21 protein-coding genes are annotated in these 24413 nt (G+C 63.7%); 14 read left to right on the top strand and 7 right to left on the bottom strand.

The window, feature by feature from the left end:
- Positions 1-21 precede the first annotated feature (21 nt).
- The 4 genes from ACYX4P_RS10265 to ACYX4P_RS10250 form a co-directional block, all read right to left on the bottom strand.
- Entirely contained in the window at positions 22-2553 is a 2532-nt protein-coding gene (locus tag ACYX4P_RS10265) for a hypothetical protein (RefSeq protein ID WP_476069432.1), read from the bottom strand.
- 305 nt (positions 2554-2858) lie between these two features.
- On the bottom strand, positions 2859-4130 hold the full coding sequence (locus tag ACYX4P_RS10260; RefSeq protein ID WP_313015490.1) for a DUF2130 domain-containing protein: 1272 nt from the start codon (positions 4128-4130) through the stop codon (positions 2859-2861).
- A 103-nt stretch (positions 4131-4233) separates the two neighbouring features.
- Positions 4234-5043: a thermonuclease family protein gene (locus ACYX4P_RS10255; protein WP_313015489.1), complete on the bottom strand. Its 810-nt coding sequence runs from the start codon at positions 5041-5043 to the stop codon at positions 4234-4236.
- Positions 5044-5126: 83 nt separating this feature from the next.
- On the bottom strand, positions 5127-5534 hold the full coding sequence (locus tag ACYX4P_RS10250) for a MerR family transcriptional regulator (protein WP_045318677.1): 408 nt from the start codon (positions 5532-5534) through the stop codon (positions 5127-5129).
- A gap of 77 nt (positions 5535-5611) precedes the next feature.
- Here ACYX4P_RS10250 and ACYX4P_RS10245 point away from each other — a divergent pair, with 77 nt between their 5' ends.
- The 5 genes from ACYX4P_RS10245 (at position 5612) to merA (ending at position 9718) form a co-directional block, all read left to right on the top strand.
- The gene (locus ACYX4P_RS10245; RefSeq protein ID WP_021696242.1) at positions 5612-6007 is read left to right on the top strand and encodes a mercuric transporter MerT family protein; all 396 of its coding nucleotides are present in this window, start codon (positions 5612-5614) and stop codon (positions 6005-6007) included.
- 12 nt (positions 6008-6019) lie between these two features.
- The gene (locus ACYX4P_RS10240) at positions 6020-6349 is read left to right on the top strand and encodes a cation transporter (protein ID WP_021696243.1); all 330 of its coding nucleotides are present in this window, start codon (positions 6020-6022) and stop codon (positions 6347-6349) included.
- Positions 6350-6502: 153 nt separating this feature from the next.
- The gene (gene merF / locus ACYX4P_RS10235) at positions 6503-6745 is read left to right on the top strand and encodes a mercury resistance system transport protein MerF (protein WP_476069267.1); all 243 of its coding nucleotides are present in this window, start codon (positions 6503-6505) and stop codon (positions 6743-6745) included.
- A 65-nt stretch (positions 6746-6810) separates the two neighbouring features.
- Complete coding sequence (locus ACYX4P_RS10230; RefSeq protein WP_021696245.1) at positions 6811-8166, top strand: dihydrolipoyl dehydrogenase family protein; 1356 nt, start codon at positions 6811-6813, stop codon at positions 8164-8166.
- A 67-nt stretch (positions 8167-8233) separates the two neighbouring features.
- Positions 8234-9718 (top strand): mercury(II) reductase, encoded by a 1485-nt coding sequence (gene merA / locus ACYX4P_RS10225; RefSeq protein ID WP_476069429.1) that lies wholly within the window; start codon positions 8234-8236, stop codon positions 9716-9718.
- 313 nt (positions 9719-10031) lie between these two features.
- Here merA and ACYX4P_RS10220 read toward each other — a convergent pair whose 3' ends face one another.
- Together ACYX4P_RS10220 and ACYX4P_RS10215 are read right to left on the bottom strand one after the other, a co-directional pair.
- Entirely contained in the window at positions 10032-10898 is an 867-nt protein-coding gene (locus ACYX4P_RS10220) for an NmrA family NAD(P)-binding protein (protein WP_313015565.1), read from the bottom strand.
- A gap of 245 nt (positions 10899-11143) precedes the next feature.
- A complete protein-coding gene (locus ACYX4P_RS10215; RefSeq protein ID WP_313015564.1) occupies positions 11144-13939 on the bottom strand; it encodes a PAS domain S-box protein in 2796 nt (931 codons plus the stop codon).
- Between the two features lie 357 nt (positions 13940-14296).
- Here ACYX4P_RS10215 and ACYX4P_RS10210 point away from each other — a divergent pair, with 357 nt between their 5' ends.
- Positions 14297-14923, top strand: a complete 627-nt coding sequence (locus ACYX4P_RS10210; protein ID WP_313015478.1) for a tyrosine-type recombinase/integrase — start codon at positions 14297-14299, stop codon at positions 14921-14923.
- 66 nt (positions 14924-14989) lie between these two features.
- Here ACYX4P_RS10210 and ACYX4P_RS10205 read toward each other — a convergent pair whose 3' ends face one another.
- A complete protein-coding gene (locus tag ACYX4P_RS10205; protein WP_313015475.1) occupies positions 14990-15598 on the bottom strand; it encodes a hypothetical protein in 609 nt (202 codons plus the stop codon).
- Positions 15599-15786: 188 nt separating this feature from the next.
- Between ACYX4P_RS10205 and ACYX4P_RS10200 the strand changes: the two genes are divergently transcribed.
- From ACYX4P_RS10200 to ACYX4P_RS10165, 8 genes are all read left to right on the top strand, one after another.
- Positions 15787-16074, top strand: coding sequence for a hypothetical protein (locus ACYX4P_RS10200; protein ID WP_313015558.1), 288 nt, complete (start codon positions 15787-15789; stop codon positions 16072-16074).
- 217 nt (positions 16075-16291) lie between these two features.
- Entirely contained in the window at positions 16292-17590 is a 1299-nt protein-coding gene (locus tag ACYX4P_RS10195; protein WP_313015556.1) for a cation:proton antiporter, read from the top strand.
- Between the two features lie 273 nt (positions 17591-17863).
- Positions 17864-19030: a chromate efflux transporter gene (chrA, locus tag ACYX4P_RS10190; RefSeq protein ID WP_476069424.1), complete on the top strand. Its 1167-nt coding sequence runs from the start codon at positions 17864-17866 to the stop codon at positions 19028-19030.
- Positions 19031-19292: 262 nt separating this feature from the next.
- Positions 19293-19919 (top strand): TetR/AcrR family transcriptional regulator, encoded by a 627-nt coding sequence (locus ACYX4P_RS10185; RefSeq protein WP_128115723.1) that lies wholly within the window; start codon positions 19293-19295, stop codon positions 19917-19919.
- On the top strand, positions 19916-20896 hold the full coding sequence (locus ACYX4P_RS10180) for an HlyD family secretion protein (RefSeq protein ID WP_128115722.1): 981 nt from the start codon (positions 19916-19918) through the stop codon (positions 20894-20896). The genes ACYX4P_RS10185 and ACYX4P_RS10180 overlap by 4 nt, the downstream gene beginning before the upstream one ends.
- Positions 20893-21837: an ABC transporter ATP-binding protein gene (locus ACYX4P_RS10175; protein WP_128115721.1), complete on the top strand. Its 945-nt coding sequence runs from the start codon at positions 20893-20895 to the stop codon at positions 21835-21837. The genes ACYX4P_RS10180 and ACYX4P_RS10175 overlap by 4 nt, the downstream gene beginning before the upstream one ends.
- Positions 21837-22964, top strand: coding sequence for an ABC transporter permease (locus ACYX4P_RS10170; protein WP_128115720.1), 1128 nt, complete (start codon positions 21837-21839; stop codon positions 22962-22964). Before ACYX4P_RS10175 ends, ACYX4P_RS10170 begins: the two co-directional genes overlap by 1 nt.
- A 551-nt stretch (positions 22965-23515) precedes the next feature.
- Positions 23516-24382: a DUF4238 domain-containing protein gene (locus tag ACYX4P_RS10165; RefSeq protein WP_313015548.1), complete on the top strand. Its 867-nt coding sequence runs from the start codon at positions 23516-23518 to the stop codon at positions 24380-24382.
- Positions 24383-24413 lie beyond the last annotated feature (31 nt).

The raw sequence follows: 24413 nt of genomic DNA, 5'->3' as shown, positions 1-24413 counted from the left end.
TCATCGCACACTCTGTCTGCGCTATTCGCGCTCGGACTGCTCCAAATCCAAGTCGTAACCTTCTCGCAGCTCCACCATGCGCGCCACACGTCCGCTCGCGTCGACCTCAGCGCCCGGCAGTCCGCCCAGCGCCCGCAATGCAGCTTGCATCATCGGCCGATAAGGTCGGGCCAGCGCCTCGTCGAGCACCGTCCTTCCCCCATCATCCAGCTCATTGATGGGCGCGAGCCCGGCCTCAACAAGCACCGCTGCACTGTCGGGATTGCGGCACCCTGCAGCGACGATCTTCTGCGGCAACCAGCCGTTCAGCTGCGGATCAAGCGGATAGCGCGCATTCACCCCGTATAGAACGAGCAGCCGTCCGGTTGAGGGTTTGCAGGCGCTCCCCAACCCTGACCAGGCCTGCCAAAACCGATCAGGCCGGACAGCGCGACTGGGGTCGAATCCACTGGTGACAATCAGCTCAAGCACATCGTCAAAGCCAAACCCGATGGCGTGCCAGAACAGCTCTTCCAGAGACGCCATGCCGTTAGCCTCTTTGGCCAACACAGGAATGACGAGTTGCAGGGCCTCAAACTGCTCAGAAGACGGCCGACTTGGAAAAATGGAAACGTCGCGGCTCTCGTCAGTCAGACCGACAGACAGACTTCCCGACATCCCCTGCGACGTTGCGATGCCCTTGAGACCAACCGCACCGCGAGCGGACAACTCAGAAAGCAGTCCGGCATCGCGTCGCTGGATTGCCGTCTGCAGCGTCGTCAACTGACCACTGCTGACAGAGGCCGTCGCATAGTCGGACACCATCGCTTGCGCGTCAGCTTGGGCTTTCAGCGAGCCTTGATAGGGTTGCGGATCGGTTTGACCGTTAAGAAGAAAACGCGTGGTCTGCGGTCGAGCGCCCAAATCGAGAAGACGTCGCACCGTGGCCGAATCCGCCTTAGTCACCGCCCGCTCTAGAAGCGTAGGTTTCGCATCTTCGACCAGGTCTGAAGCGTTTGACGCACCCCTGACAAAGCCTGTGAAATCGCCCTTCTCAAGCTGGTCGACGAGCGCCAATCGGCGTCGACCGGCTTCCTCGACACAGCCTAGCAGCGCAGCGTCGTCACCTCTCGCTGCAGCGTTCACACAGGTTGCTGCGCGATCGGCGGTCAGGAGGTTTAGGTCAGCGCCATATTGGAAAACGAAAGCCAGGGACTCGGCATGCTGGTTTTCGGCAGCAGCACGCCATACGCGCTCTTCGGTCTGTGAACGCGCCGCCGAACCGCCCTTGCCAACGACCATCGCCATCGCGAGATCGCTTCGCCCCAAGCTCAATACCTTCATCAAACCCTGCGCTGCGGCGGGTCCGTCCACCATCGGCGCTAGTCGTCGTGCGAGCCCGTCATCGCCTTGCTCAATCGCTCTAAGAAATGCTGGAAACAGACCGCCCCCGCCACCGTCGGCGACCGCTTGCCCAATGAGATCATCCCGTCCCGTGGCGATGAGCAGCCCGACCCAATCGCATTCGGCTGCCGGTGCGGGATCATCAACAAAGGCGTAGAAGGGCTGCTCACACAACTGGGTTTGCCCCGTCATCTTCGCGCCATTTGCAATCAGGGCAGCGATCAAATCCGGGCGACGGCGCTTCAGAGCGAGCGCCAAGGCCGACGGGGCACGCGCGTCTTGTGGCTGGTTGGGTTTTGCGCCCGCAGCCAGCAAGCGCAACATCATTGGCTCGTCATCGGCGTCGGACGCCCACTCGAGGGCGGTTCGATTGAAGACATCCGTGGCGTTGACATCGCCGTTCGGCGGGGTCGACTGCGCATCTCTAGCGCGCGCGTATTCAGACCAGTTGGTGATCGGTCCGATGTATCGCGCAGCAGGTTTGCCAAGACCCACCGCGCAGATGTCGCGATAGGGAAACGAGGGGGCTTGAACGACGGCGCGGTTGTAGGCTGCAATAAAGCCGATAGCGGCTTGGCTATGCTCGCTATCACCCGGACGAATGACGTCTTGATTGACGTGCCAAGCTCCAATCATGTCGCGCGACCATGATCGACATTCTACGCCAGGCAGTCGCCACCCTTGCGGCATAGGGCCGATGGAGTTGAAGGCGCCTAGGCGAAAATCGCCACGCGCCGCAGCGGTCATCGCCTCAGCGACGGGATCTCGGCCGTTCAGCCGGTCGATTTTCCTCGACAGCGCAGCACACCGGTCGTCGGATCCTTCCCCGCAGTCTGGCAGCGGCATGAAATGCCAAGTCTTGGCTTCGGACCACGCTTGAGACAGCTCATAAAACGGCGTGTCACCACCACAGGCCGAAACGGCTGACGGTGAAGTTTCCCCAACTCCATTGTTCCAAACCATCAGCGCGGGATCGCCATCGAGCGCGCGTCCGCAAAGCTCGGCCTGCTGCATGATTTGCTTCAGAGGGCTTTGCTGCTGGATCACCAACGGGACCACACGACCCGGCGCGCCGTTCAGGCCGGGAATATATTGGGTGAGCACAAGCGGCCGCCCACCGCCGACTGAAGCGGCACGCAGCGCATCAGCGCGGACGACATCGACAGGCATGCCCATCAGCCCAAACCGATACTGCAGCGATTGAACCGCGCTAGAGGTCGATGGGTCGGTAGCGGGCATATCAGCAGGCGCGGGGGCGAGAGCGGCACGCACGAGAGAAACCACCCCGGCGGCGCCGTCATCCTGTGAAGACGCCCCCGTGCTCGCACAGCCGCTCACCAATAAGCAGAGCCCGATAACAAACCCCTCGCCAAACCTTATGCTCATTAATTTCACCCCCTCAGGCGCACGTTCGTCGGATCTTGGTTCGGAGAGCTCGGCCTTTTTCGCCGGCTGCGCCGATCTCAGTTTCTACCTCAATCTTCGTCGTCCGGACCTTCCAGCAAAGGCGCTTCCAGAGCTTCGATCTCCAGCATCGAACGGCCAGCGATCCCCTGCAAATCGCCGTAGAGCCCCGCCGTCGAGTCCAGCACCGTGTGCAGCTGTTGCTCGCGTCTAGCCCATCGTTTCATCGTCGCTTTGCGCTCGCTAGCGAGATCCTCCTGCATCTCTGAAAACTTCTCGACGACCGCTTCTATGCGGTGACGAAAACGCGGCCCGGTCAGATAATCATACATCAGCGCAGACTTGGTCTGTTGCCCCTCGCCTGCCGCCCGCACCCCATTCATGAGCACGAGACTTTCACGCAAACTCATCGCGACGGGCATGGCGCACTTCGGTCCGGTGATCCAAACCCCCTCCATCTGCCCAAACGTCTCGATGTCCTTTGGCAGCGCATGAGAGACGATCAGCGCGAGGTCAGCTTTGGCCGCCCGCAGATCACCCTTCAACTTGCTGAGCCAACCGTCGCTCCACGTTCGCGTGCGCTTGGTCTCCCACAGGATGGATCCGCAAACCTGGCCGGCTGGATTGACCACGCGCTGAAGGACATCGCCCCCGAACTCCCCCTTTCCGACCGGTTCGATCTGATCGAATGGGAAGCGTGCGCGCAGCATGTCTTCCAGAATCAGTTCCTGCGCTTCCCCCTGCAGCTGCTGCGACCCCTGCTCTGCCTTCTTTTTCAGCTCTTCGATCTTCTGCTGCATCGACGCGATCTGCGTGTCGCGCTCTTTGACCTTCAACGAAAGCGCGTCTTCAGCTTCCTGTTTGGCTGTCGCTCGAACAGCCTCCAGTCCCTCATTGACCTGTCGCTGCACCGCGAGATCCATCTCTCGCAGCTTGTCATCAAGCTCGCGCTGCTTCTTCAGCATCTCCGCCTCAGCAGCCTGTGAGCGCTTCAGCTTCTCTTCGCGACTGGCCAGCATTTGCTGGAGCTCCGCGAATTTGCGATCACGCTCTTCGATGTCCGCCGCGACGATCCGTTTCGCCCGCTCAGCCTCATCCGTCGCAATCTGCTTGCGCGCATCGTCCATGCGCGCAGCCACCGTCGCCTCAATAGCCTGACGCTCGAGCTCCACACGCTTCTTCTCAGCTGCGATGTCGGCCTGGACCTTTTCAACCAGCCGATCTTTTTCGTTCAGCTGTTCGACAAACTGGCGACGCGTTTGTTCAACGAGAGGACCAGCTAGGGATTCCGTCAGCTTGATGTCTGACTTGCAGCTGGGGCACGTGATCGTGGGTTCGTTCATCGTCGTATTCCTCCCGTCGGCCTTCGAGCGTTAACGTTTCGAATCGAGGGCTAGCGCGACGATACGTCAGAAGCGGTCAGAGCGGTTGTGCTCTTCGCGCGGTCTAATGGGCGGTCCCACACAGCATTTCGCATGGTTCGCCGCCACTGTTTCCGTCCAGCGATGCCACCCCGCACTGCGTTAGATTGAAGTGGGCTTCCGCACATGAGCTCATTTGGCGACAATAGCGTTTGCCAGAGCAGCTGAAGCTTTCATTCGCCCGCTCAGTGACGATGCTTTGGCGTGGGGCAAGCAGTGAGCGAACCTCACGGGAGCCGTCGGTTGGAATATTGCCGTCATCCTCGCGTTTGCCCTTCCGCCATTCCCATGGCTCAACCGTCTCAGTATCGCTGAGCGACCACAGCCCCAGCCGATCCCGGCGAGCTCTCGCTTCGACATCGATCAGTGTCTGGTCACGCAGGTATCGTCTGTAAGCCCACGCGGCGCCCTGCCCGACCATCGCGCGATTGACGTCTTCCCCGTCGGCAAACACGCGTGCCACGATACGATCATAGCGGTCAGTGTCGATCTGCTGCAGCGAAACTGTTTTGCCGAACACGAGCGATGATAGCGTCTGCTTCGCGCGCGTGCCCCATGGCTGTCCACGTTCGGGCGCGTCGATTTCGGCAAGTCTGATTGTGTGCTGCTGATTGCCTTCATCAAGCACAGTCAGCGTGTCGCCGTCGGTTACGCCGACAACGCGCGCGCGAAAGGTAACTGCGGGCTCGGAACGCGCTCCGATGCCGATGACGTCTGTGGTCTTCTGCGCCGCGCCCCCAATCTGGTCGCATGCTGACACTGCGAATGACGCCAGCGCGAGGAGGAGCATAGGTAGTCGCGAAAAAGGCTTCAGGGTGTTTGTCGTGATCTGCACTGAGCAAGTTTCCGTCGAAACTCCTACGAAGCGGTGACCGGCTTTGACTCATTTCAGACCTTACCAGGGTCCGCTCTGCGCCCTCAGTCTGACGTAAGCGCCTCCAGAACCGGGCATTCCGGTACTTCCCCGCCCGAGCATTTCGCGGCGGCGTTGGCGAGGATCCGTTCCATCCGCCGCAGATCGGCAATCTTGGCGCGCACATCCTCCAGCTGCACTTCGGTCTTGTGTTTGACCTCGGCACAGGTCTGGGTCCCGGTGTCTGTCAGCGCCAGCAGCGAGCGGGTCTCCTCCATCGAGAAGCCGATATCCCGCGCACGCAGGATGAACCGTAACCGCTGCGTCAGGTCTGGCGAATAGACCCGGTAACCGTTGGCCGAACGAGGCGGCGGGGGCAGCAGTCCGACCTTCTCGTAATAGCGGATGGTTTCGAGGTTGCACCCGGTCAGCTTCGCCAATTGGGCCCGCAACAAGCCCGTCTGAAGCACCATGAAAAAAGCCCTTGTGTCTGTAGCAACTACAGGGATTACGCTGAAATCAGTCAGAAAGAAATCGAGAGAACTTATCGATGTTTTCAGCACCGGAGCCGGAGCCACCGGCATCAACGCCGGACGAGGGCGCGAAGCAGGGCCGATGGATCGCGGGCGGCGCGCTGATCGGCGCGGTGCTGGCGTCGGCCTGCTGCATCGTTCCGCTGGTGCTGGTCATGCTTGGCATTTCAGGGGCGTGGATCGCCAACCTGACGGCGCTTGAGCCGTACAAACCCTATGTCGCCGCCGTCACCCTGGCCCTGCTCGGCTACGGGTTCTGGCACGTCTATTTCAAGCCGAAGCCGCCCTGCGAGGACGGGACCTACTGCGCTCGCCCGCAATCGGCGCGGACCACGAAACTGGCCCTTTGGTTCGGGTTGGCCGTCGTCATCATCGCGCTCACCCTCAACTGGTGGGCTCCCTATTTTTACTGAGAGGAAAGACCCATGAAAAAGACATTTCTGATCGGCCTGGCCGTTGTGGCCGTGGCTGGCGTCGGTGCCGCCGTCGCGTTTGATGGACCGGCACAGAACCGTCCGGCGGCGACCGCCGCTGCCCAGCAGCAGACGACTTTCGCCATTGAGCACATGACCTGCGCCACCTGCCCGATCACGGTGCGCAGGGCGATGGAGAGCGTGCCGGGCGTCAACTCGGTCGAAGTGGACTTCGCCGCAAAGACGGCCCGCGCCACCTACGACCCGGCGCGCGCCACGGCCGCGCAGATCGCGGCCGCCTCGACCAATGCCGGCTATCCCGCCCGCGTCGTACAAAACTAGGCCCCGCAGGCAACAAGACGGCCTTCATCGGCGCCAGAGCTCCCGCCCCCCCGCATGGGGGTGGGACCAGGCCACCAACGCAATGCATCGCGTGCATCCCGGCCTCGGGCTGCAGCCGGGGAAGGCTGCGCGTCTTCAGGATCAAACGGCGTTATGGCTGACAAGGCTGACAAGACGGACGGGACCGACAGCCTGCTGCTGCGGATGGGGGTGATCGGCAACGTCATTGTGGCGCTGTGCTGCTTTGCTCCGGTGCTGGTGGTGCTGCTGGGCGTCGTCGGGCTTTCTGCGCTGACGGGCTGGCTCGATGTTGTGCTGCTGCCCGCGCTGGCCGTGTTCGCCGCGTTGACGGTCTATGCCGTCTGGCGGCGTCGGCGGCGGATGAAGACCACCTGATCGACGGCCCACCGGACAGCGCCGATCGTCAGAGGCTGCAGGCCCCCGAAATGGAGAAGACTGACATGACCGACACATATGACTACGACCTGATCGTGATCGGGGCCGGGACCGGCGGCAACGGCGTCGCCCGGATGACGGCGGCGGCGGGGTGGAAAGTCGCCAGCATCGACAGCCTGCCCTACGGCGGCACCTGTGCGCTGCGGGGCTGTGATCCCAAGAAAATGCTGATTGCCGTCACCGAAGGCGTGGACTGGGCCCACACCATGGCCGGCAAGGGCCTGGAGGCGCGGCCCTCGGTCAACTGGCCCGAGATGATGGCGTTCAAGCGCACCTTCACCGACGCCATGCCGTCGCGCATCGAAGCGGGCTTCCGCAAGGCCGGAATCACCCCGCTGCATGGCGAAGCACGCTTCATCGGGCGCGATACGATCACGCTAAACGGCGAGACCCTGCGCGCGAAGCATTTCCACATCGCCACCGGCGCACGGCCGATGACGCTGAACATTCCCGGCGAGGACCTGCTGACGACCAGCACGGAATTTCTGGAGTTGTCCGAGCGCCCCGACAGGATCGTCTTTGTCGGCGGGGGGTTCATCGCCATGGAGTTCGCCCATATCGCCCAACGCGCCGGAGCCAGCGCCGTCACGGTTCTGGAAATGGCCGGGCGGCCGCTCGGGCCCTTCGACGCCGATCTGGTGGCGATGCTGGTGGAGGCCTCGACCGAACTGGGCATCGACGTGCAGACCGAGGCGAAAGTCCTCAAGGTCGAGAAGCAGGGCGACGAATTCGCCGTGTCCTATGAAACGCCGTCCGGCATCCAGGTGCTGACCTGCGATCTGGTGGTCCATGCGACCGGTCGCGTGCCCAATATCGACCATCTGAACCTGCCGGCTGCAGGGGTGGACGCCGGGAAGCGCGGAATCAAGGTCGACGCCGCCATGCGTACCACCAATCCCGCCATTTTCGCCGCCGGGGATTGTGCCGACAGCGGGCTGAACCTGACCCCGGTCTCGGCCTATGAAGGGCGGATCGCGGGCAAGAACCTTCTGGCCGGGAAGGACGCACGGCTCGTGTCCTATCCGCCGATACCCAGCGTGGTCTTCACCCTGCCGCCGGTCGCGACCGTGGGGCTGTCCGAGACGGCGGCGACGGAAAAGGGTCTGGAGTTCGATACGCATTTCGAGAAGACCTCCGGCTGGTATTCGTCGATGCGGGTCGGGGCGACCACGAGCGGATTCAAGGTGCTGGTGGAACAGAAAACCGGCTTGATCCTCGGCGCGCATCTGATCGGGCCGGGGGCCGAGGAACAGATCAATCTGTTCGCCATGGCCATGGGCGCGGGGCTCACCGCCAACCAGATCAAGGCCATGATTTTTGCCTACCCCAGCTTCGCCTCGGACATCGGATCGATGGTCTGAGGCCACTCACGCGCGCGTCGGCTGAACCCATGACACTACTGGCCCACCCAACAGAACGGACTGCACGATGAACAAGCCCGCAAAGGACCTCGACTGCTGTTCGGGTACCGCGAAAAAATCCGGCCATGCGAGTTTCGACGTCGCCGTCATCGGCGCGGGGTCGGCGGGATTCTCCGCCGCGATCACCGCAGCCGATCTGGGTGCCCGGGTGGCGCTGGTCGGCCATGGGACGATCGGCGGCACCTGCGTCAATGTCGGCTGCGTCCCGTCCAAGACATTGATCCGGGCCGCTGAAGCGGTTCATGCCGGCCAGGCTTCCCGTCGGTTTCCCGGCCTGGGGGGCAGCCTCAAGCTGGAAGACTGGGCTGCGCTCGCGGCCTCGAAGGATGAGCTGGTCGCGGGTCTGCGGCAGAAGAAATATGTCGACCTGCTGCCGGCCTATCCGGGCGTGACCTATGTCGAAGGCCGGGCGCGCTTTGTCGACGGCAGGTTGCTCGTCGATGATGCACCGATGCCGGTCGGCAAGATTATTCTGGCGATGGGCGCGCGCGCCGCCGTTCCCGAAATTCCGGGGCTGGATAGCGTCCCGTGGCTCACTAGCACTTCGGCGCTGGCGCTTGAACGTTTGCCCCGGTCGCTGCTGGTGATCGGCGGTGGGGTAGTCGGTGTTGAACTGGGACAGATGTTCGCCCGGCTTGGCGTGGCCGTCACGATCTGTTGCCGCAGCCGGCTGTTGCCCGACATGGACCCGGAGTTCAGCGTCGCCCTTAAGACCTATCTGGAGGCGGAGGGTATCAGGGTGTGCACCGGGGTCGGCTACCAGCGGATTGTGCACGCGAAGCACGGGATCGAACTCACCTGCGACCGTCCGCCCGGCAAGGGCGCGGCGCGCAACCGGGATGCGGCGGTCGAGGTCATCGCCGCAGAGCAGGTGCTGATCGCGACGGGCCGCCAGCCGAACAGTGACGGCATGGGACTGGAGTCACGGGGCGTCGCATTGTCCCGCCATGGCGGGATCGTCGTCGATGCCCATCTCGAGACCACGGCCCCAGGCGTCTACGCAGCCGGGGACGTCACCGGGCGTGACCAGTTCGTCTATATGGCGGCCTATGCCGCGAAGCTGGCCGCGCGCAACGCCGTCGGCGGCAATGACCATCGCTACGACAACAGCACCATGCCGGCGGTGGTATTCACCGACCCGCAGGTCGCGAGTGTCGGCCTTACTGAAACGGCGGCGAGGGCGCGCGGACTGGATATCAAGGTGTCCTTGCTCGCACTCAATCAGGTGCCCCGGGCACTGGCAGCGCGCGACACACGCGGGCTCATCAAACTGATCGCCGACAAGACGACGGACCGCCTTCTCGGCGGGCAGATCATGGCCCCCGAAGGCGCGGACGCAATTCAGACGATGGTGCTGGCGATCAAACACGGCATGACGGCCGCCGAGCTGGGGGCGACGATCTTCCCCTATCTGACCACGGTCGAAGGTCTGAAACTCGCCGCACAGACCTTCGACATGGATGTAGCAAAGCTCTCCTGCTGTGCGGGGTGAAGCGAGCAATTTGGGCCGCTGCCTCACCCCCGAGCATCAGGTGACGGTCGGGTAGTGCATCGCGGCGGAGAATGTTGTTGTCCGCAATAGAGCGGATTCCCGTGTTTGGCACTCGGAGAGGTCACAGGCATTCGATAGCCCGGAGCCTCGATTGGAATGTCGTCTTGTTGGCGGGCAGTTGGTGTCCGCTCTTGGCGCTTGTCAGACTTCGCCCCGACAGCCGTTCCCAACCCATCAGGGGCATTGCAATCCGGTTCGGGGATCGCGTCCTGATGCTGTCCCCGCAAACTTCGCCAGATGCGAACATTGGAGATTATGCCGGCGAACGGATCATCAATCCCTCGATGTAGGTTTGGAGGCTGGTCGCGCCACGCTCTGTCTCTTCGAGCGCCGGGAACTCTCCATCCAATGTGGCCTTGGTCATCGCCGCATACGATTTCGCAGCAGGCTGGGAGAAGCCTAGCTTCCGATAGGCCTCAACCCATTTGCCGGGCGGCAGAGTTCGGACTTCGACGCTTCGCCCGAGTGCACTTGTGAAGGCATCTGCAACGTCACGGACCGAATAGCGGTCTGGGCCTTCGACGAGATGGAGGTCGGTATCTCCGTTGAAGGGCTCGACCAGCCGGTCGGCAGCCGCCCGGCCCAGGTCTGCAGGCGCGACCATGGGTATTTTCAGGTCAGGGGGAAACATCGTCGTCAGGGCGCCCTGCCTGGCCTCTTCGAGTTGGGCGTCCCAGTTTGAAAAGTAATAGGCGCCGCGCTGGATCGTGACCGGGATGCGTTGAGCGAGTGCGGCCTGTTCGAATGCGTGTAGCACGCTGAGATCGCCCATCGCCTCGCCGGGCTGTGCTCCGAACGTCGATTCCACCACGACCTTCTCCAGGCCGGATCCATCGAGCGCGGAGATGATGCTGGTGGCTGTCGCCAGCTCCTCCTGGTCGGTGTCCGAGGCGACATCCGCCGGCGGGTTAAGGAGGAACGCCCGTGTTCCGGTTCGCAGGACCTCCCGAAGCGCGTCGCTGTCTCTGGCGTCGACCACAGCAACTTGGGCGCCTCGACGCTCCCAATCTGCCGTCCTCCGGTCGTCGTGCAAAACGGCCGTGACCGGCAGACTTCTGTCGAGAAGCGACTGCGCCAAAGCCGAACCAACATGACCCGTAGCCCCGAGGATGATGAACATGGCCTTCTCCCTTGTACCGGAGAAAAAGGCGCAAGCGGCCTTGATGGTTCAGCGTCAGCAACGGGTGGGAGCGGTCATCGCCAACCGGTTCGAACCAGACGCACACGTCCGCCCTTGAAGCGGGACGCTCCGAGCTCGTGCCAAGGGCGAAGAGCGGAAATCCAGGAGAGCACCGCCGCTCCTTCGTTCCATGGACGCCGAAGGTGAAGGCGATCAAGGATGCGCGGCGGCGTCGGTGAGAGCTCTCAGGGCGTGGTGATTTCAGCCATCATCTGGGCAAGCTCGGCCTGCCGGAATGGTTTGGTCAAGCGGGGCAGGTCTTCGTCGACACCTTCACCCTCCGCGAACCCTGAGATCACAAGAACGGGCCGCCCTGGCCATCTTGCCTGAACCTCGCGGGCCAGTTCGGTGCCGGTCATCCCCGGCATCAAATGGTCGGTGAGCAGCAGGTCGAAATGTTGGCCGTCCTGCGCGAGGGCTAACGCCTGCACGGCCGACTCGGCCTCTACGACCTCGAAGCCGAGGTCCATCAGCATGTCGGCAGTGCTGCCGCGCACGGTGGGCTCGTCATCAACCAAGAGGGCCACGCCCGTCCGCCCCGCTGCCTCGACTGCGCCCACATCATCGGACGGAATCTCGGCTCGCTCAGCGCTGACTGGCAGCCAAAGATCGATGCGCGTGCCCATGCCGGACCGGCTGGAAATCACCATTGATCCACCCAGCTGGGAGGCCAGGCCATGGACCATGGACAGCCCCAAGCCAGTGCCCTTGCCCACGCCCTTGGTCGAGAAGAAGGGCTCCGTGGCCCGCTTCAGCGTCGCTTCGTCCATGCCGACGCCTGTGTCTGTGACGCTCAGCCGAACAAAATCGCCGGCGGGCAGATCAGCAGGCGCCGGACCGGCAGCTTCGGCTCGGTCGGCCGAGATAGTGATCGTCCCGCCGCCCGGCATGGCGTCGCGCGCGTTCACGGCCAGGTTCAGCACGGCCATCTCGAGTTGGTTGGCGTCGGCCCTTGCCGCCAGAAGGTCCGGCGACACATGGACCTCGACCGCCACCTGTGGTCCGGAAGTGCTGCGGATCAGGTCGGCCATGCCGCGGATCAGAGTGTCGAGATCGACGGCCGAGGCCTGGAGCGGCTGCCTGCGCGCAAAGGCGAGGAGACGCTGGACCAACGTCTTCGCGCGCTCCGCCGACTGTAGGGCCCCGTCTATAAGCCGCTGCTCGCGATCACCGCCGATCTGCCGCCGCTGCAGCATGTCGAGCGAGCCGATAATCGGCGTCAGCAGGTTGTTGAAGTCGTGGGCTACGCCGCCGGTCAGCTGACCCATGGCTTCCATCTTTTGCGACTGCCGCAGTGCGGCCTGTGCGGCTTCCAGCTCGGCTTCGCGAGCCTTGGCCTGGCTCAGGTCGCGTCCGACGGCGACGAAAACATCGGCATCGGTTTCAGGCGTGACGATCCAGTCGACCCACTTGTACTCGCCGTCGGTGGTTTTCATGCGGTTCTGGAACCGCGTAGGCTCGCGGCTCTCGTACATCCTGTCGATGACCTCCAGGGTTGGGGCTCGGTCGTCGCGATGCACGAAGGTGGCGTAGGGGCGCGACTGCAGTTCGTGCTCGCTCCAGCCAAGCACCCGCGCCCAAGCCGGCGACACCGCCGACATCATCCCCCGGTAGTCCGCCCTGACGAGCATGTCCTGCGATAGCGACCACAGCTGCTCTCGTTCTGCGACCTGTTCAGCGACCATTTCCCGCAGGTTCGCATTGAGGCCTTGCAGTCTTTCCTCGGCCGCGCGCCTTTCGGTGATGTCGTTGAACAGGACCGCGACGCGCCGGTCCTCGGCGGAACCGATGCGGAACGCGTGGACGTCGTACCACCGGCTGAGCGGCACAGCCTCGTTCTCGAACCGCACCGGCTCCCCGGTCAGGCCGACCCCGCCGTAGACGTCGAACCAGTGTCGCTCCAAGCCCGGCGCGATCTCGCTGACCCATTTGCCGGTCGCGTCGACCAGGCCGGTCTGGCGCTCGAAGGCCGGATTGGTCTCCAGCATGCGGTAGTCGACCGCTTGGCCGGCGTCGTCGTATTTCAACTCAATGACGCAGAAGCCGGCGTCCACGGCCTCAAACAGAGTGCGATACTTGTTTTCACTCTCCCGCAGCGCCGCCTCGCCGCGGCCCCGCTCCGCCGCAGCGCGCGTGCGATCCGCGAATTCTTGGATCAGGGCCAGTTCGTCGGGCCGCCACTGCCGCACTGCTTCATGGTTGACGAAGAGGACGGCCACCAGCCGACCCCTCTCGATGACCGGCACATTGACGAACGAGCGCGCGCTGCGGCCTTCCAACGCGTCCGACGCATCGCTTGTCCGAGGGTCAAGCCGGACGTCAATGATGGATATGAACTCGCCGCGTCTCAGGCTGTCGATGAACGAGCCGTATTCCCGTAGTTTGACCGTGCCCGCCAGAGTCTGAACACCGGGCGCGGTCCAGTCGCGGTCGACGTGCAGCGTTTCGGCCACGTCATCGATGGTGCCATAACCGACCCGACTGACCCCCAGCGCGCGCCCCAGCACCTCGGCCGCCGCATAGGGCAATGCTTCGACGTCGTCGCCCAGGCGAAGCACGCGACCGAGCTCCTCAAGCGCCGCCAGGCGCGCTTGGTCTCGCACTGAATCCGTCACGTCGTACCCGCCGACGAAGATGCCGCTGACCGCGCCAGCCTCGTCGCGGATCGGGTGGTAGAGGAAGTCGACGTAGCGCTGGCCGCCCTCGCGGGTTTGCAGCAGGATCGGCTGGGCCTGCGCCTTGAACGGCTCTCCCGTCGAATAGACGCCATCGAGCAGTTCGAAGAATCCCTGTCCCTCGACCTCCGGGAAGGCGTCGCGGACGGTGCGGCCGATGAAGTTGCGATCGCCCGAAAGGACGATGTAGGCGTCGTTCACGTACTCGAAGATATGCTTCGGTCCAGCAAGGACCGCCACAAAGCCGGGCATCTGCTGCAGCACCATGAATCCGCGATCGGGATCAACGCCTTCCTTCTGGATCATGGACAGGGCTCATTCGAAAAAGCAGATGGATGTCAGCAGTATCCGACCGCTGCGGACACCTCAACGAAGCCTTTTCCTGCCAAGGTTTGGGGATGGCTTCCGGCTGAGGCCCAAGCCGGGCTGAATGCGGTGCGACATGGCCTACAAGAGGATCGTATATCCAGCCCATGTGCGCGACCGCTTTAAAGTCCTGATGGGATCGAGTGCCGAAAGCGCCAGACAAAAAACGGACGCTCGAAGGTTCTGACGGCCTGGTTGAATGTCGTGTTTCCGGCGTGCCATCAATGTCTGATCCTGGCGCATCTGCGCTGTTTGGAGCGTATCGTGCGGAGGGGGCGTTGATCTTGGGAGGTGGCCATGAGCCAGCCCGATCTATTTCGTTTACCCCGCAAACCCTGGAACGCTGGTCGAATGACCGGAGCGAAGGCCCCGCTCAAGCCAAAGCACATCTGGGCGATCCGTCAGCACCTGAAGTCCGTTGGATCGATACGGGATCTTGCGATGTTCAACATCGCATTGGACGCCAAGCTGCGGGGCTGTGATCTGGTGAAACTCCGCCTCGGCGATATTGCTCAAGGCGGCGTCATTCGGCAGCGGTCGACGATCATCCAGCAGAAGACCGGTCGGCCCGTGCCGTTCGAGATCACGGAGGCCGCTAGAGAAGCTCTGGCTCACTGGTTGGAGCGCCGAGGACGACGGCGTGACGACTGGCTGTTCCCCAGCCGCAGCCGAGATGGAGAGCACATAGGCACCAGGCAGTACGCTCGGCTGGTCGATACCTGGGTGAGAATGATCGACCTGAACCCCAGCGCCTATGGCACCCACAGCCTTAGACGGACCAAGGTGGCCTTGATCTATAAGAAGACCGGAAACCTACGCGCCTGCCAGCTCCTTCTCGGGCACGGAAAGCTCGAGAGCACCGTCAGGTATCTCGGCATCGAAGTGGACGACGCGCTGGAGATTTCAGAGCAGATCGACCTCTGAGCAGGCTTGGGGCGGCCCGCCGGAAAGCGGACTGCCCCTATGTCTCAGAGGGGGGGGAAGCTGACCCTAAGTCTCCAGTTGTAGGACGTAGGCGTCTACCCGAGCGAGGATCGCGGGCCACTCGCTTAGCGATTGCTCACCGATGATATCGACGCTCGCAGGCACGCCGCTGAGTGTCGTGAACGCCACTCTGCAATACTCAGACGATCCAGGAGACCAGGGCATACAATGCCCGTCGATAGCTGTAGGTCGAACACCGCCCGCCGGACTGAAGATTAACTTCGGACCTTTGGTTATCGTCACTTCAAATCCGCTCTCATTGTGAAGCGGATATTGGTCGGGTTTCCGCCGCTCAAATCGACGCTTTCGACCAACGATGATGAAATAGGCATCCGGCAACGCTGCGCCGGGGTAGAACGAAAAGCTGTCACCCACGATTGGCTCGTCACTCGCTTTTTGACAGTAGGCCCAACGACCCTGGTCGTCCCGATGAACAGAACTTGGAAGTGCCAATTGCTCCGCTACCGGTCCGCTGAATGAGGGCTTTAGATCGACGGGAATGGCGAAGCCCTGGTCATTCACCGTCGCCCGGACAATCTGTGCTGGAGAGCATGTCAGTTGCCCCTGACCGCAGCCCGCGACGCTGATGGCCGCCAGTGCGATTAACAACCTCATTCGATTCCTCCGACATAGCGTAACGATCTGGCACGTTAGAACCCATGATTGAATTTCCGCTAAGGGTCGGCTTGCGAAACTGGCATCTTGCCGGAAACCCGACATTCCGGTGACGGTCCGGAAGCGGACTCCGCGAGGTTCAGCTAGGGGCGGGTTGCAGAAGCGCAATCCTACGTTAAAGTTTGAGAATGAACCTGATCCAAAGGTGGCATAGCCTTCTCGGCAAGAAAGCAGCGACAGAGGTGAACTCCGTCTTGGAAGCTGGCGGCGGCACCTCCGCACTGCTGACCAAAGATACGCCCGGCACCCGGGACTTTGCTTTGGTCGAGGCGGAAAGATTGGGCTTTTTGGCGCGATCTACCCGGATGGGACGGATTGATTTTTACCGATATGGCCCTGTGTTCGACTTCACTCTGACGCCAGCGGGCGAGGCCGCTCGAAGGTGCGTCAATCTTGATGTTGCTAGCGACCGCTAAAGGTCCGCAACGGGTCGGCTTGCGAAGTTACCATCCCGCCGAAAACCCGACATTCCGGTGACAGTCCGAAAGCGGACTCCGCGCGGTTCAGCTAGGGGTGGTTAGCGGAAGTTCCTGATGGAAAACGGAGCGTGGAAGGACCGCGTTTATACGCGACCGGTAACCGGACGAACGTTGCCGCATTAAGGGAGCGCCGCCCTATCACCCGACCCGGAACATGATGCCAGATCCCTATATCCTGATGCTCTTCGTGGTGGCGGTTCTGATCGCCATGGTGGCGTGGTTGCCGCTGGTGTTCCGCCGCGCTCCTCTCTCGCTGCCGATCGTCTGCGTCCTCCTGGGTGCCGCGCTGTTCAGCCTGCCCCAGGTGAGGTTCGACCCTCTGCCCCAGGCCTATCCCGAGAGCACCGAACGGCTGACCGAGTTCGTGGTCATCATCGCACTGATGGGGGCGGGGCTGAAGATCGACCGGGTTTTCAACCTCAGGCGCTGGGGCGTGACCTGGCGTCTACTGGGCATGACAATGATGCTGTCGATCCTGGCGATCGTGCTGCTGGGCTGGACGGTGCTGGGGATGGGGCTGGCCGGGGCGATCCTGCTGGCCGGGAGCCTGGCGCCGACCGATCCGGTCCTGGCCTCCGACATCCAGGTGGGCGCGCCGACCGAGGGCCGCGAGGACGAGGTCCGGTTCGGTCTGACGTCCGAGGCCGGTCTCAACGACGGGCTGGCGTTTCCGTTCGTCCACCTGGCCATTGCCCTGGCACTGGTGGCGTCGGGCGAAAAGTCGGACTGGTTCGTCGAGTGGCTAACCGTCAATGTCCTGTGGGAGATCGGGGCCGGTCTCGGCATCGGTTGGGCGATCGGCTGGCTGTTCGGCTGGCTGACCTTCACGATCCCAGTCAGCATCCGACTTGCGGCGACGCGTGACGGGTTCATCGTGCTGGCGGCGACCTTCATCTCCTATTCGGTGACGGAGATGCTGCACTGCTACGGATTTCTGGCGGTCTTCATCACGGCCCTAGCGTTCCGGCACGCCGACCGTGACCACGACTTCCACGCCCAGATGCACGATTTCATCGAACAGATCGAACGGATGGCGATGATGGTGGTGCTGGTCCTGTTCGGCGGCGCCCTGGTCTCCGGCCTGCTGGCGCCGCTGAGGCCGCTGGACGTCGCGGTCGCCGCCGTGATCGTCGTGGTGGTGAGGCCTCTGGCGGGGATGATCGGCTTCATCGGCTGGAAGCGGCCCCTGCGCGAGAAGCTGATCCTGGCCTTCTTCGGCATCCGTGGCGTGGGGTCGCTCTACTATCTGGCCTACGGCTTGAACGCCGCGCCGTTCGAAGGCGGCGATCGGCTTTGGGCCATAGTGGGGCTGATCTGCCTGATGTCGATCCTGCTGCACGGGATCACGGTCACGCCGGTGATGCGGTGGTTTGATCGTAGCCAGGGCCGCAACCCGGACGCAGATACGGACGGGGCCGAGGCCCGGGCGTCAGGGCGCGGGGCATCAGCCTGACTTGCTGACAAGGGCCGTTCCAACTGACTGAGTCGGAGGTCCGCAACGGGTCGATTTTCGAAGTTGGCTCACCTCCCGAAAGCGGATATTCGGTTACCCTTGCTAGGAGTGGACGTTGCGGACTTCCGATAGGGGTGGTGAGCGGACATCGGCCCCCGACGACCGGGGTCTTTTTTCCAAAGCCTGCCTGACCCATACAAGCGGTCCGTTCTCGTACCGCGCGGGCTTGGCTATATGAGCAAGGTGATGGCTGTTACCCAGGAAGACGCGAGAGTGCCTCGCCTCACGCTCATCGACCTATTCCTGAAATTTCTGCACTTCGGCGTCCTGGCGTTCGGCGGGCCTGTGGCGCAGATCGCCATGATCCGGCGCGAACTCGTGGAGCATGAACGCTGGATCTCCAGCGCACGGTTCAACCGCCTGCTGGCGGTGATGCAGGCACTTCCAGGGCCGGAGGCGCATGAGCTTTGCGTACACATGGGGATGTTGGCGCGTGGTCGCATAGGCGGCGTTCTGGCGGGCCTCGGGTTCATGTTGCCGGGCTTCATCCTGATGATGCTGGCGGCCTGGACCTATGACGTCCTGGTCGCCGGTCGCGCGGTCTGGACCGGCGCCCTGCTCGGGGTTCAGATCGTCGTGGTGGCGCTTATCATCAGGGCGGTGCAGCGGATCGGACAACACGTCCTTGAAGACCGAATGCTGTGGCTGCTGGCTGGCCTGGCGTTTGCCGCCAGCCTGATCGGCGCTCCGTTTTGGATACCGCTTGTCGCCGGCGGGCTGATCTACGGCTTAGGCGCGCGCCCCTGGATCGCATTGAGCCTCGGCCTGGTCGCCCTGGCGCTATCTGTCGCCCTGCACTCGGGCGGGATCAATGCAGCTATCACCGTCAACGGCCCCATCACCCACGCGGGAACGTTTGATCTGTTTGTCGCAGGGCTCAAGGGCGGGCTGCTGACCTTCGGCGGGGCCTACACCGCCATTCCCTATGTCCGGGCCGACACGGTGGGGCGGGGCTGGCTGTCCGACGGAGCCTTTCTCGACGGGGTCGCCCTGGCGGGAGTCTTGCCTGCGCCCCTGGTGATTTTCGGAACCTTCGCCGGCTATGTCGCAGGCGGCTGGGCCGGCGCCCTGGCGGTGACAGCCGGCATCTTCCTGCCGGCTTTCGCTTTCTCCCTGATCCTGTTCGAACGGTTGGAAGCCATGGTAGACAATCCGGCGCTGCACCGCGTGCTCGCCGGGGTCGCAGCGGCCGTCGTTGGCGTGATCGGCGCGACCTGTCTTCAACTGATGTGGTCCACGGCCGAGCGTGCACCGACCCTCTGGGGCGCCGCCCTCATTTTCTCGGTCGCACTGGCAGCGGTGTGGCTGGCGAAAGGGAAGTGGGCGCCGCCGCTGCTTATTGTGACGGGCGCTCTCGCAGGGCGATTGGCTTTCGGCTGACAGACTGTGCCTAGCGCGCAGGTCTGCAGCGGGTCGGGAACTGCCAAAGGTGCCGGATCGAAAAGCGGACGTTCCTAGGCTCAGACGGCATGGCTGAATGTCGTGTTTCCGGCGCTCAGTGAATGACCGATCCTGGCGCTTTGCAGAACCTTAGGCCATTGGCCGCTCGATGAGCTGATAAGGCGTTTGGGCGAGCGGAAGCGCAACCTGAGAAGTTCGCAACTCTATTGATAACCGGCCAGTCAGTTAGTAATGAGCGGTTATGCTCCCGATCGGTGAACCTAAATTTCGTCGCAGGCCCGCAAACCGCCCGGCCGAGATCGTCGCGGCAGCACTCGAGGTCTTCGCCGAGCGTGGCTTTCAGGCGGCCCGCCTTGAGGAGGTCGCGCGCCGCGCCGGTGTGTCGAAAGGCGCGCTGTATCTTTATTTCGAAACCAAGGAGGAGCTGTTCCGCGCTGTGGTAACCGACACCATCGCGCCGAACCTGCATCAGGCGGCGGCGCTGTCACACATCGAGGCTCCGTTCGAGCCGACGGTGCGCGCCATATTCGCCATGCTGGCCCAGAAGGTGCTGGCGGACCAGCGGATCAGTGGCGTGGTCAAGCTGGTTATCGCCGAGAGTCGCAACCTGCCTGAACTGGCAGTGATCTGGCACGAGAACATGGTCGCGCCGGCCGTAAAGCTGGCGTCTCAACTGATCGAGGCCGGGCAGCGCCAGGGTGCGGTGCGCGACGGCGACGCACGCTATTTCGCCATGGGCTTGATGGGACCAGTGCTCTTGGGGGCCCTGTGGCGCGAGACCTTCGAACCCATCGGGGCCGAGCCGGTCCGGATCGACCGTCTGATCGCCCAACATGTCGATACCTGCCTGAAGGGGATGCGGCCATGAACCCTCGGATCAAGATCGCGGCGCGCGGCGCCCTGGCGGCCGGCGTCCTTGCGCTGGTCTGGTGGCTGGTAGCGCGCAGCGACGAGGGCCCGCGCGTCCTGACCGGCTATGTCGAAGGTGAACGACTGTATCTGGCGGCACCGGCGGCCGGGCTGGTCTCGGCCATCTATGTCGAGGAAGGCGCGCGGGTAGCGGCGGGCGCGCCCACATTCCTTGTTGACCCGCGCGAGCGCGGCGCGCAGGTCGAGGGTGCCGAGGCCGCCCTGGGCGCCGCCGAGGCGCGGGCCCAGGATGCGCGAAAGGGCCAGCGGGTCCAGGAGCTGTCAGTCATCGACGCTCAGCTCGCCGCAGCCGAGGCCTCCGTGCGCCAGGCCAACGCCGATTACGGTCGCATCGAGCCGCTTGTGCGCCAGGGCATCTACGCCCCCGCCCGACTGGATCAGGTGCGGGCCGCGCGCGACGCCGCCCGCGCCAACGCCGCCGCTGTCCGGCGCCAGCGCGAGGTCGCCGCCCTGGGCCAGCGCGAGGACGCGATCCGCGCCGCCGACGAGCAGGCGGCCCAGGCGCGCGGGACCCTGAGCGAGGCCACCGTGCGGCTGTCGACCCTGTCGCCGACGGCGCCGGTCGCGGCCCGGGTCGAGGAAATCTTCTATCGCCCCGGCGAATACGCGGCGGCGAACCAGCCGATCATGGCCCTGTTGCCCGACAACGAGGTCAAGCTGAGGTTCTACGTGCCGGAGGCGGAGATGGCCGCCTATCGGCCCGGCGTTACGGTCCGTTTTGGTTGCGACGGCTGCGGCCCGACGCGAACCGCGCGGATCAGCTGGGTGAGCCCGCGCCCGGAATTCACCCCGCCGATCCTGTATGGCCGGGGCAGCCGGGACCGGCTGGTCTATCGTGTCGAGGCGCGGCCGGCCGATCCCCGCAGCTTGAACCCCGGCCTGCCGGTCGACGTCGAGCCGCTGGTCGTTCCGTGACCGATGGCCCCGCCATCGACGTCCGCGGTCTGAGCAAGGCCTTCGGCTCGCTGCAGGCCGTCAAGGATTTCGGAATCACGGTCGAGCGCGGCCGAATTTGCGGCTTCCTTGGTCCCAACGGAGCGGGCAAGACCACGACCCTGCGGATGCTGTGCGGCCTGCTGACGCCGGACGCGGGCGAGGGGACGGTGCTGGGCCTGGACGTCATCCGTCAGGCCCGAGAGATCAAGACCCGCGTCGGCTACATGACGCAGAAATTTTCGCTGTATGACGACCTGTCGATCGAGCAGAACCTGACGTTCACGGCGCGCGTCCACTCGCTGGATCGTCGCGGTGAGCAGGTCAGCGCGGCGATCGCCCGGCTGGGGCTGGAGGCGCGGCGCAGGCAGCTGGCGGGGACCCTGTCGGGCGGCTGGAAACAGCGGCTGGCGCTGGCGGCTTCGACCTTGCATGGCCCCGACCTGCTGTTGCTGGACGAGCCTACGGCAGGGGTGGACCCCGAGGCGCGGCGGACCTTCTGGGATGAAATCCACGCGCTCGCAGCCGACGGGATGACGGTGCTGGTCTCCACCCACTACATGGACGAGGCCGAACGCTGTCACGAGATCGCCTACATCGCCGGCGGCCGGACCCTGGCGCGCGGGACGGCCGAGGAGGTCATCGATCAGTCGGGCCTGATCACCTTCCATGCGGTCGGACAGGCGGACGGGCTGGGGGCCGACAAGCTGGCGGTCCGGCTGCGCGGCCAGACGGGCGTGGACATGGCGGCGGCCTTCGGCACGACGCTTCACGTCTCGGGGCGTGACCGCCCGGCCCTGGAGGCCGCGATCCAGCCCTACCGGCGTCCCGGGCTGGACTGGACCGAGACCCGGCCAAGTCTGGAGGACGTCTTCATCCAGCTGATCGCCGACCTGGACGCCGAGAAGGGACGAGCCGCCTGATGCTTGACCTGACGCGCACTTGGGCGGTGATGGCCAAAGAGTTCGTGCAGCTGACGCGCGACCGGCTGACCTATGCGATGATCCTGATGCTGCCGATCGTGCAGCTGATGTTGTTCGGCTATGCGGTGAATGACGATCCACGCCACCTGCCGACGGCTGTGCTGGCGCTTGACAACGGCGCCTTCTCCCGTTCGGTGGTGCGGGCTCTTGAGAACTCGACCTATTTCGACGTGACCCTGATGGCGCGAAGTCAGGCCGAGCTGGACCGGGCCATGGAGCGGGGCGAGGTCCAGTTCTCGGTCATCATCCCCGGCGATTTCACACGGCGCGTGGTGCGCGGCGACCAGGCCGTGGTGCTGGTCGAGGCGGACGCCTCCGACCCTTCGGCCACCAGCGGGGCGCTGGCGGCGCTGGCGGGCCTGCCCGAACGGGCGCTGGCGCGTGATCTCACCGGACCGCTGGCGCAGCGGGCGAACGTTGTCCAGCCATTCACCGTGGTCACCCAGGCCCGCTACAATCCCGAACAGATCAGCGCCTACAACGTCGTGCCGGGCCTGCTCGGCGTGATCCTGTCCATGACCCTGGTGATGATGACCTCGCTCGCTATGGCCCGGGAACGCGAGCGGGGCACGATGGAGAGCCTGCTGGCCACGCCGGTCCGGCCGCTGGAGGTCATGGTCGGCAAGCTCGCGCCCTATGTGCTGGTGGGACTGATCCAGGCCGCCGTGATCCTGATCCTATCACGGGTGCTGTTCCATGTGCCGATGCAGGGCGGCTGGCTGGCGCTGGCGATCGGGCTGATGCTGTTCATCGTGGGATCGCTGGCGCTGGGGTTCCTGATCTCCACCCTCGCGAAGACCCAGCTCCAGGCCATGCAGATGAGCTTCTTCTATGTCCTTCCGTCGATCCTGCTGTCCGGATTCGTGTTCCCTTTCAGGGGCATGCCAGACTGGGCCCAGGCGATCGGGACCATGGTGCCGGTTACGCACTTCTTGAGGGTCGTGCGCGGCTCTCTGCTGAAGGGCGTCGGGGTCGAGAACGCCTGGGGGAGTCTGACGGCCCTGGTGATCTTCGTCGGCGTCGTGGGGACGCTGGCGATGCTCAGGTACCGGACCACATTGGATTGAAAGTCGCCTAACTGTAGCGGATCCAATGTCTCGTCCTGGCGCAAATCCGCCCCTTCCCTGCCCCGTCACTCAGTGCATTTGTCTTCGTCTGCACTGAGAGGAGGCCTTCCGCATCGGGAGGCAGGAGAGGCGGAATGGTCGCGCAGCAGCGCCGTCGTCGCCCCCATGCGCGCGTCTAGAGCTCACCAACGACGATGCTTGGTCTTCGCCCACAGGCAGCAGCGTGCACGACGGGCCTCGTCTTGCTTAAGCATGCAGGTGCTCCCTGCGATAGCTTGCGCCGAGAACAAACCACGCACATCATCGTTAATCTCAACGTCGGAACGGGAACGCAGATGAGCAGGATCAAAGGCAAGAACGACGGCCCAGGGGGTCGCAATGAGCACTACGACATTGGCTCACGCAAAGATGTCCCGCGGCGCAACGTGGTGGCCGAGATCAAGCGCGGGGAACACCCGGGAGCCCACGTGGTGAAGGTGAATGGGCGCGAATACGCGAGGGACAACCCAGACTCGTCGACCAAGGACAACGTAAATCGGGATAAGTAGGCTTTGGGTGAACTGCACTCCCGTTCTCCGGCTCGCAAGCGGCACCACTTCGTGCCGGAGATGCTCCAAAAGCGTTTCGTAGACGAGGACGGCTGGCTCCACGCGTATTCTCGTAAGCGGTCCGATGGGGCGGTCTATCGATCGCGACCGGCCAACCTGTTCCTTGAGGGGCATCTCTACAGCTTCGAAGATGAGCAAGGCTCGAAGGTGTCGAGTATGGAGGAGGACCTCGGACGCCTTGAGCAGGCTGCGGACCGTGTGATCTCGCGGATCGTCGATGCGGCTCGGTACAACGAAAGGCCAGAGTTAGAACGTGACGAGCTAATCACCTGGGCCGCATTTCTAGCGATCCAGTGGCGTCGCGTTCCGGACCTTCACCTGACCGTGACCACTAACGACGAAGTGGAGCGCTCGCTCGACGCGCTGATGGTCGAGCTGCGCGAGACACAGCCGCATCTAAGTGAAGAACTGGCGGCGCTCGATACACCCGAGAATCGCAAGCGGACGATTAAACGCGCTCGGGTGGAGTCGCTCGCCAGAGTCTCCGGGGAGGTCATGGACGCAATAGATAGTAGGGGAATCGCCATCGCGGTGATTCGTCAGCCCGGCAAGCGGTTCATTATCGGGGGCCGCCCTGTCATCAAACTCACAAATCCCGGAAAGACCGATATCCGTAATCCGGAGTGTGAGCTTTGGCTTCCGGTGGCCTCCGACATCCTCGTTGGATTAGGCAAGGGTCGGGGTACCGAAACCGTAGGACCGCTCACTCCGGATCAGGTGCGACATTTTAATTCTGGAGTCGCTAAGCAGAGTACCGTGTTTGCGAGCGCAGTCGCGGCCCTGACGCGATCGCTTGCTCGGCCGCGCTGAGCCGTCATCCGCCAGAGGACTTCGGTCATGA

The organism is Brevundimonas sp. ABV4_179 (assembly GCF_056311945.1).
The sequence above is the reverse complement of the archived record's forward strand: the minus strand, read 5'-3'. Positions and strand labels throughout refer to the sequence as shown.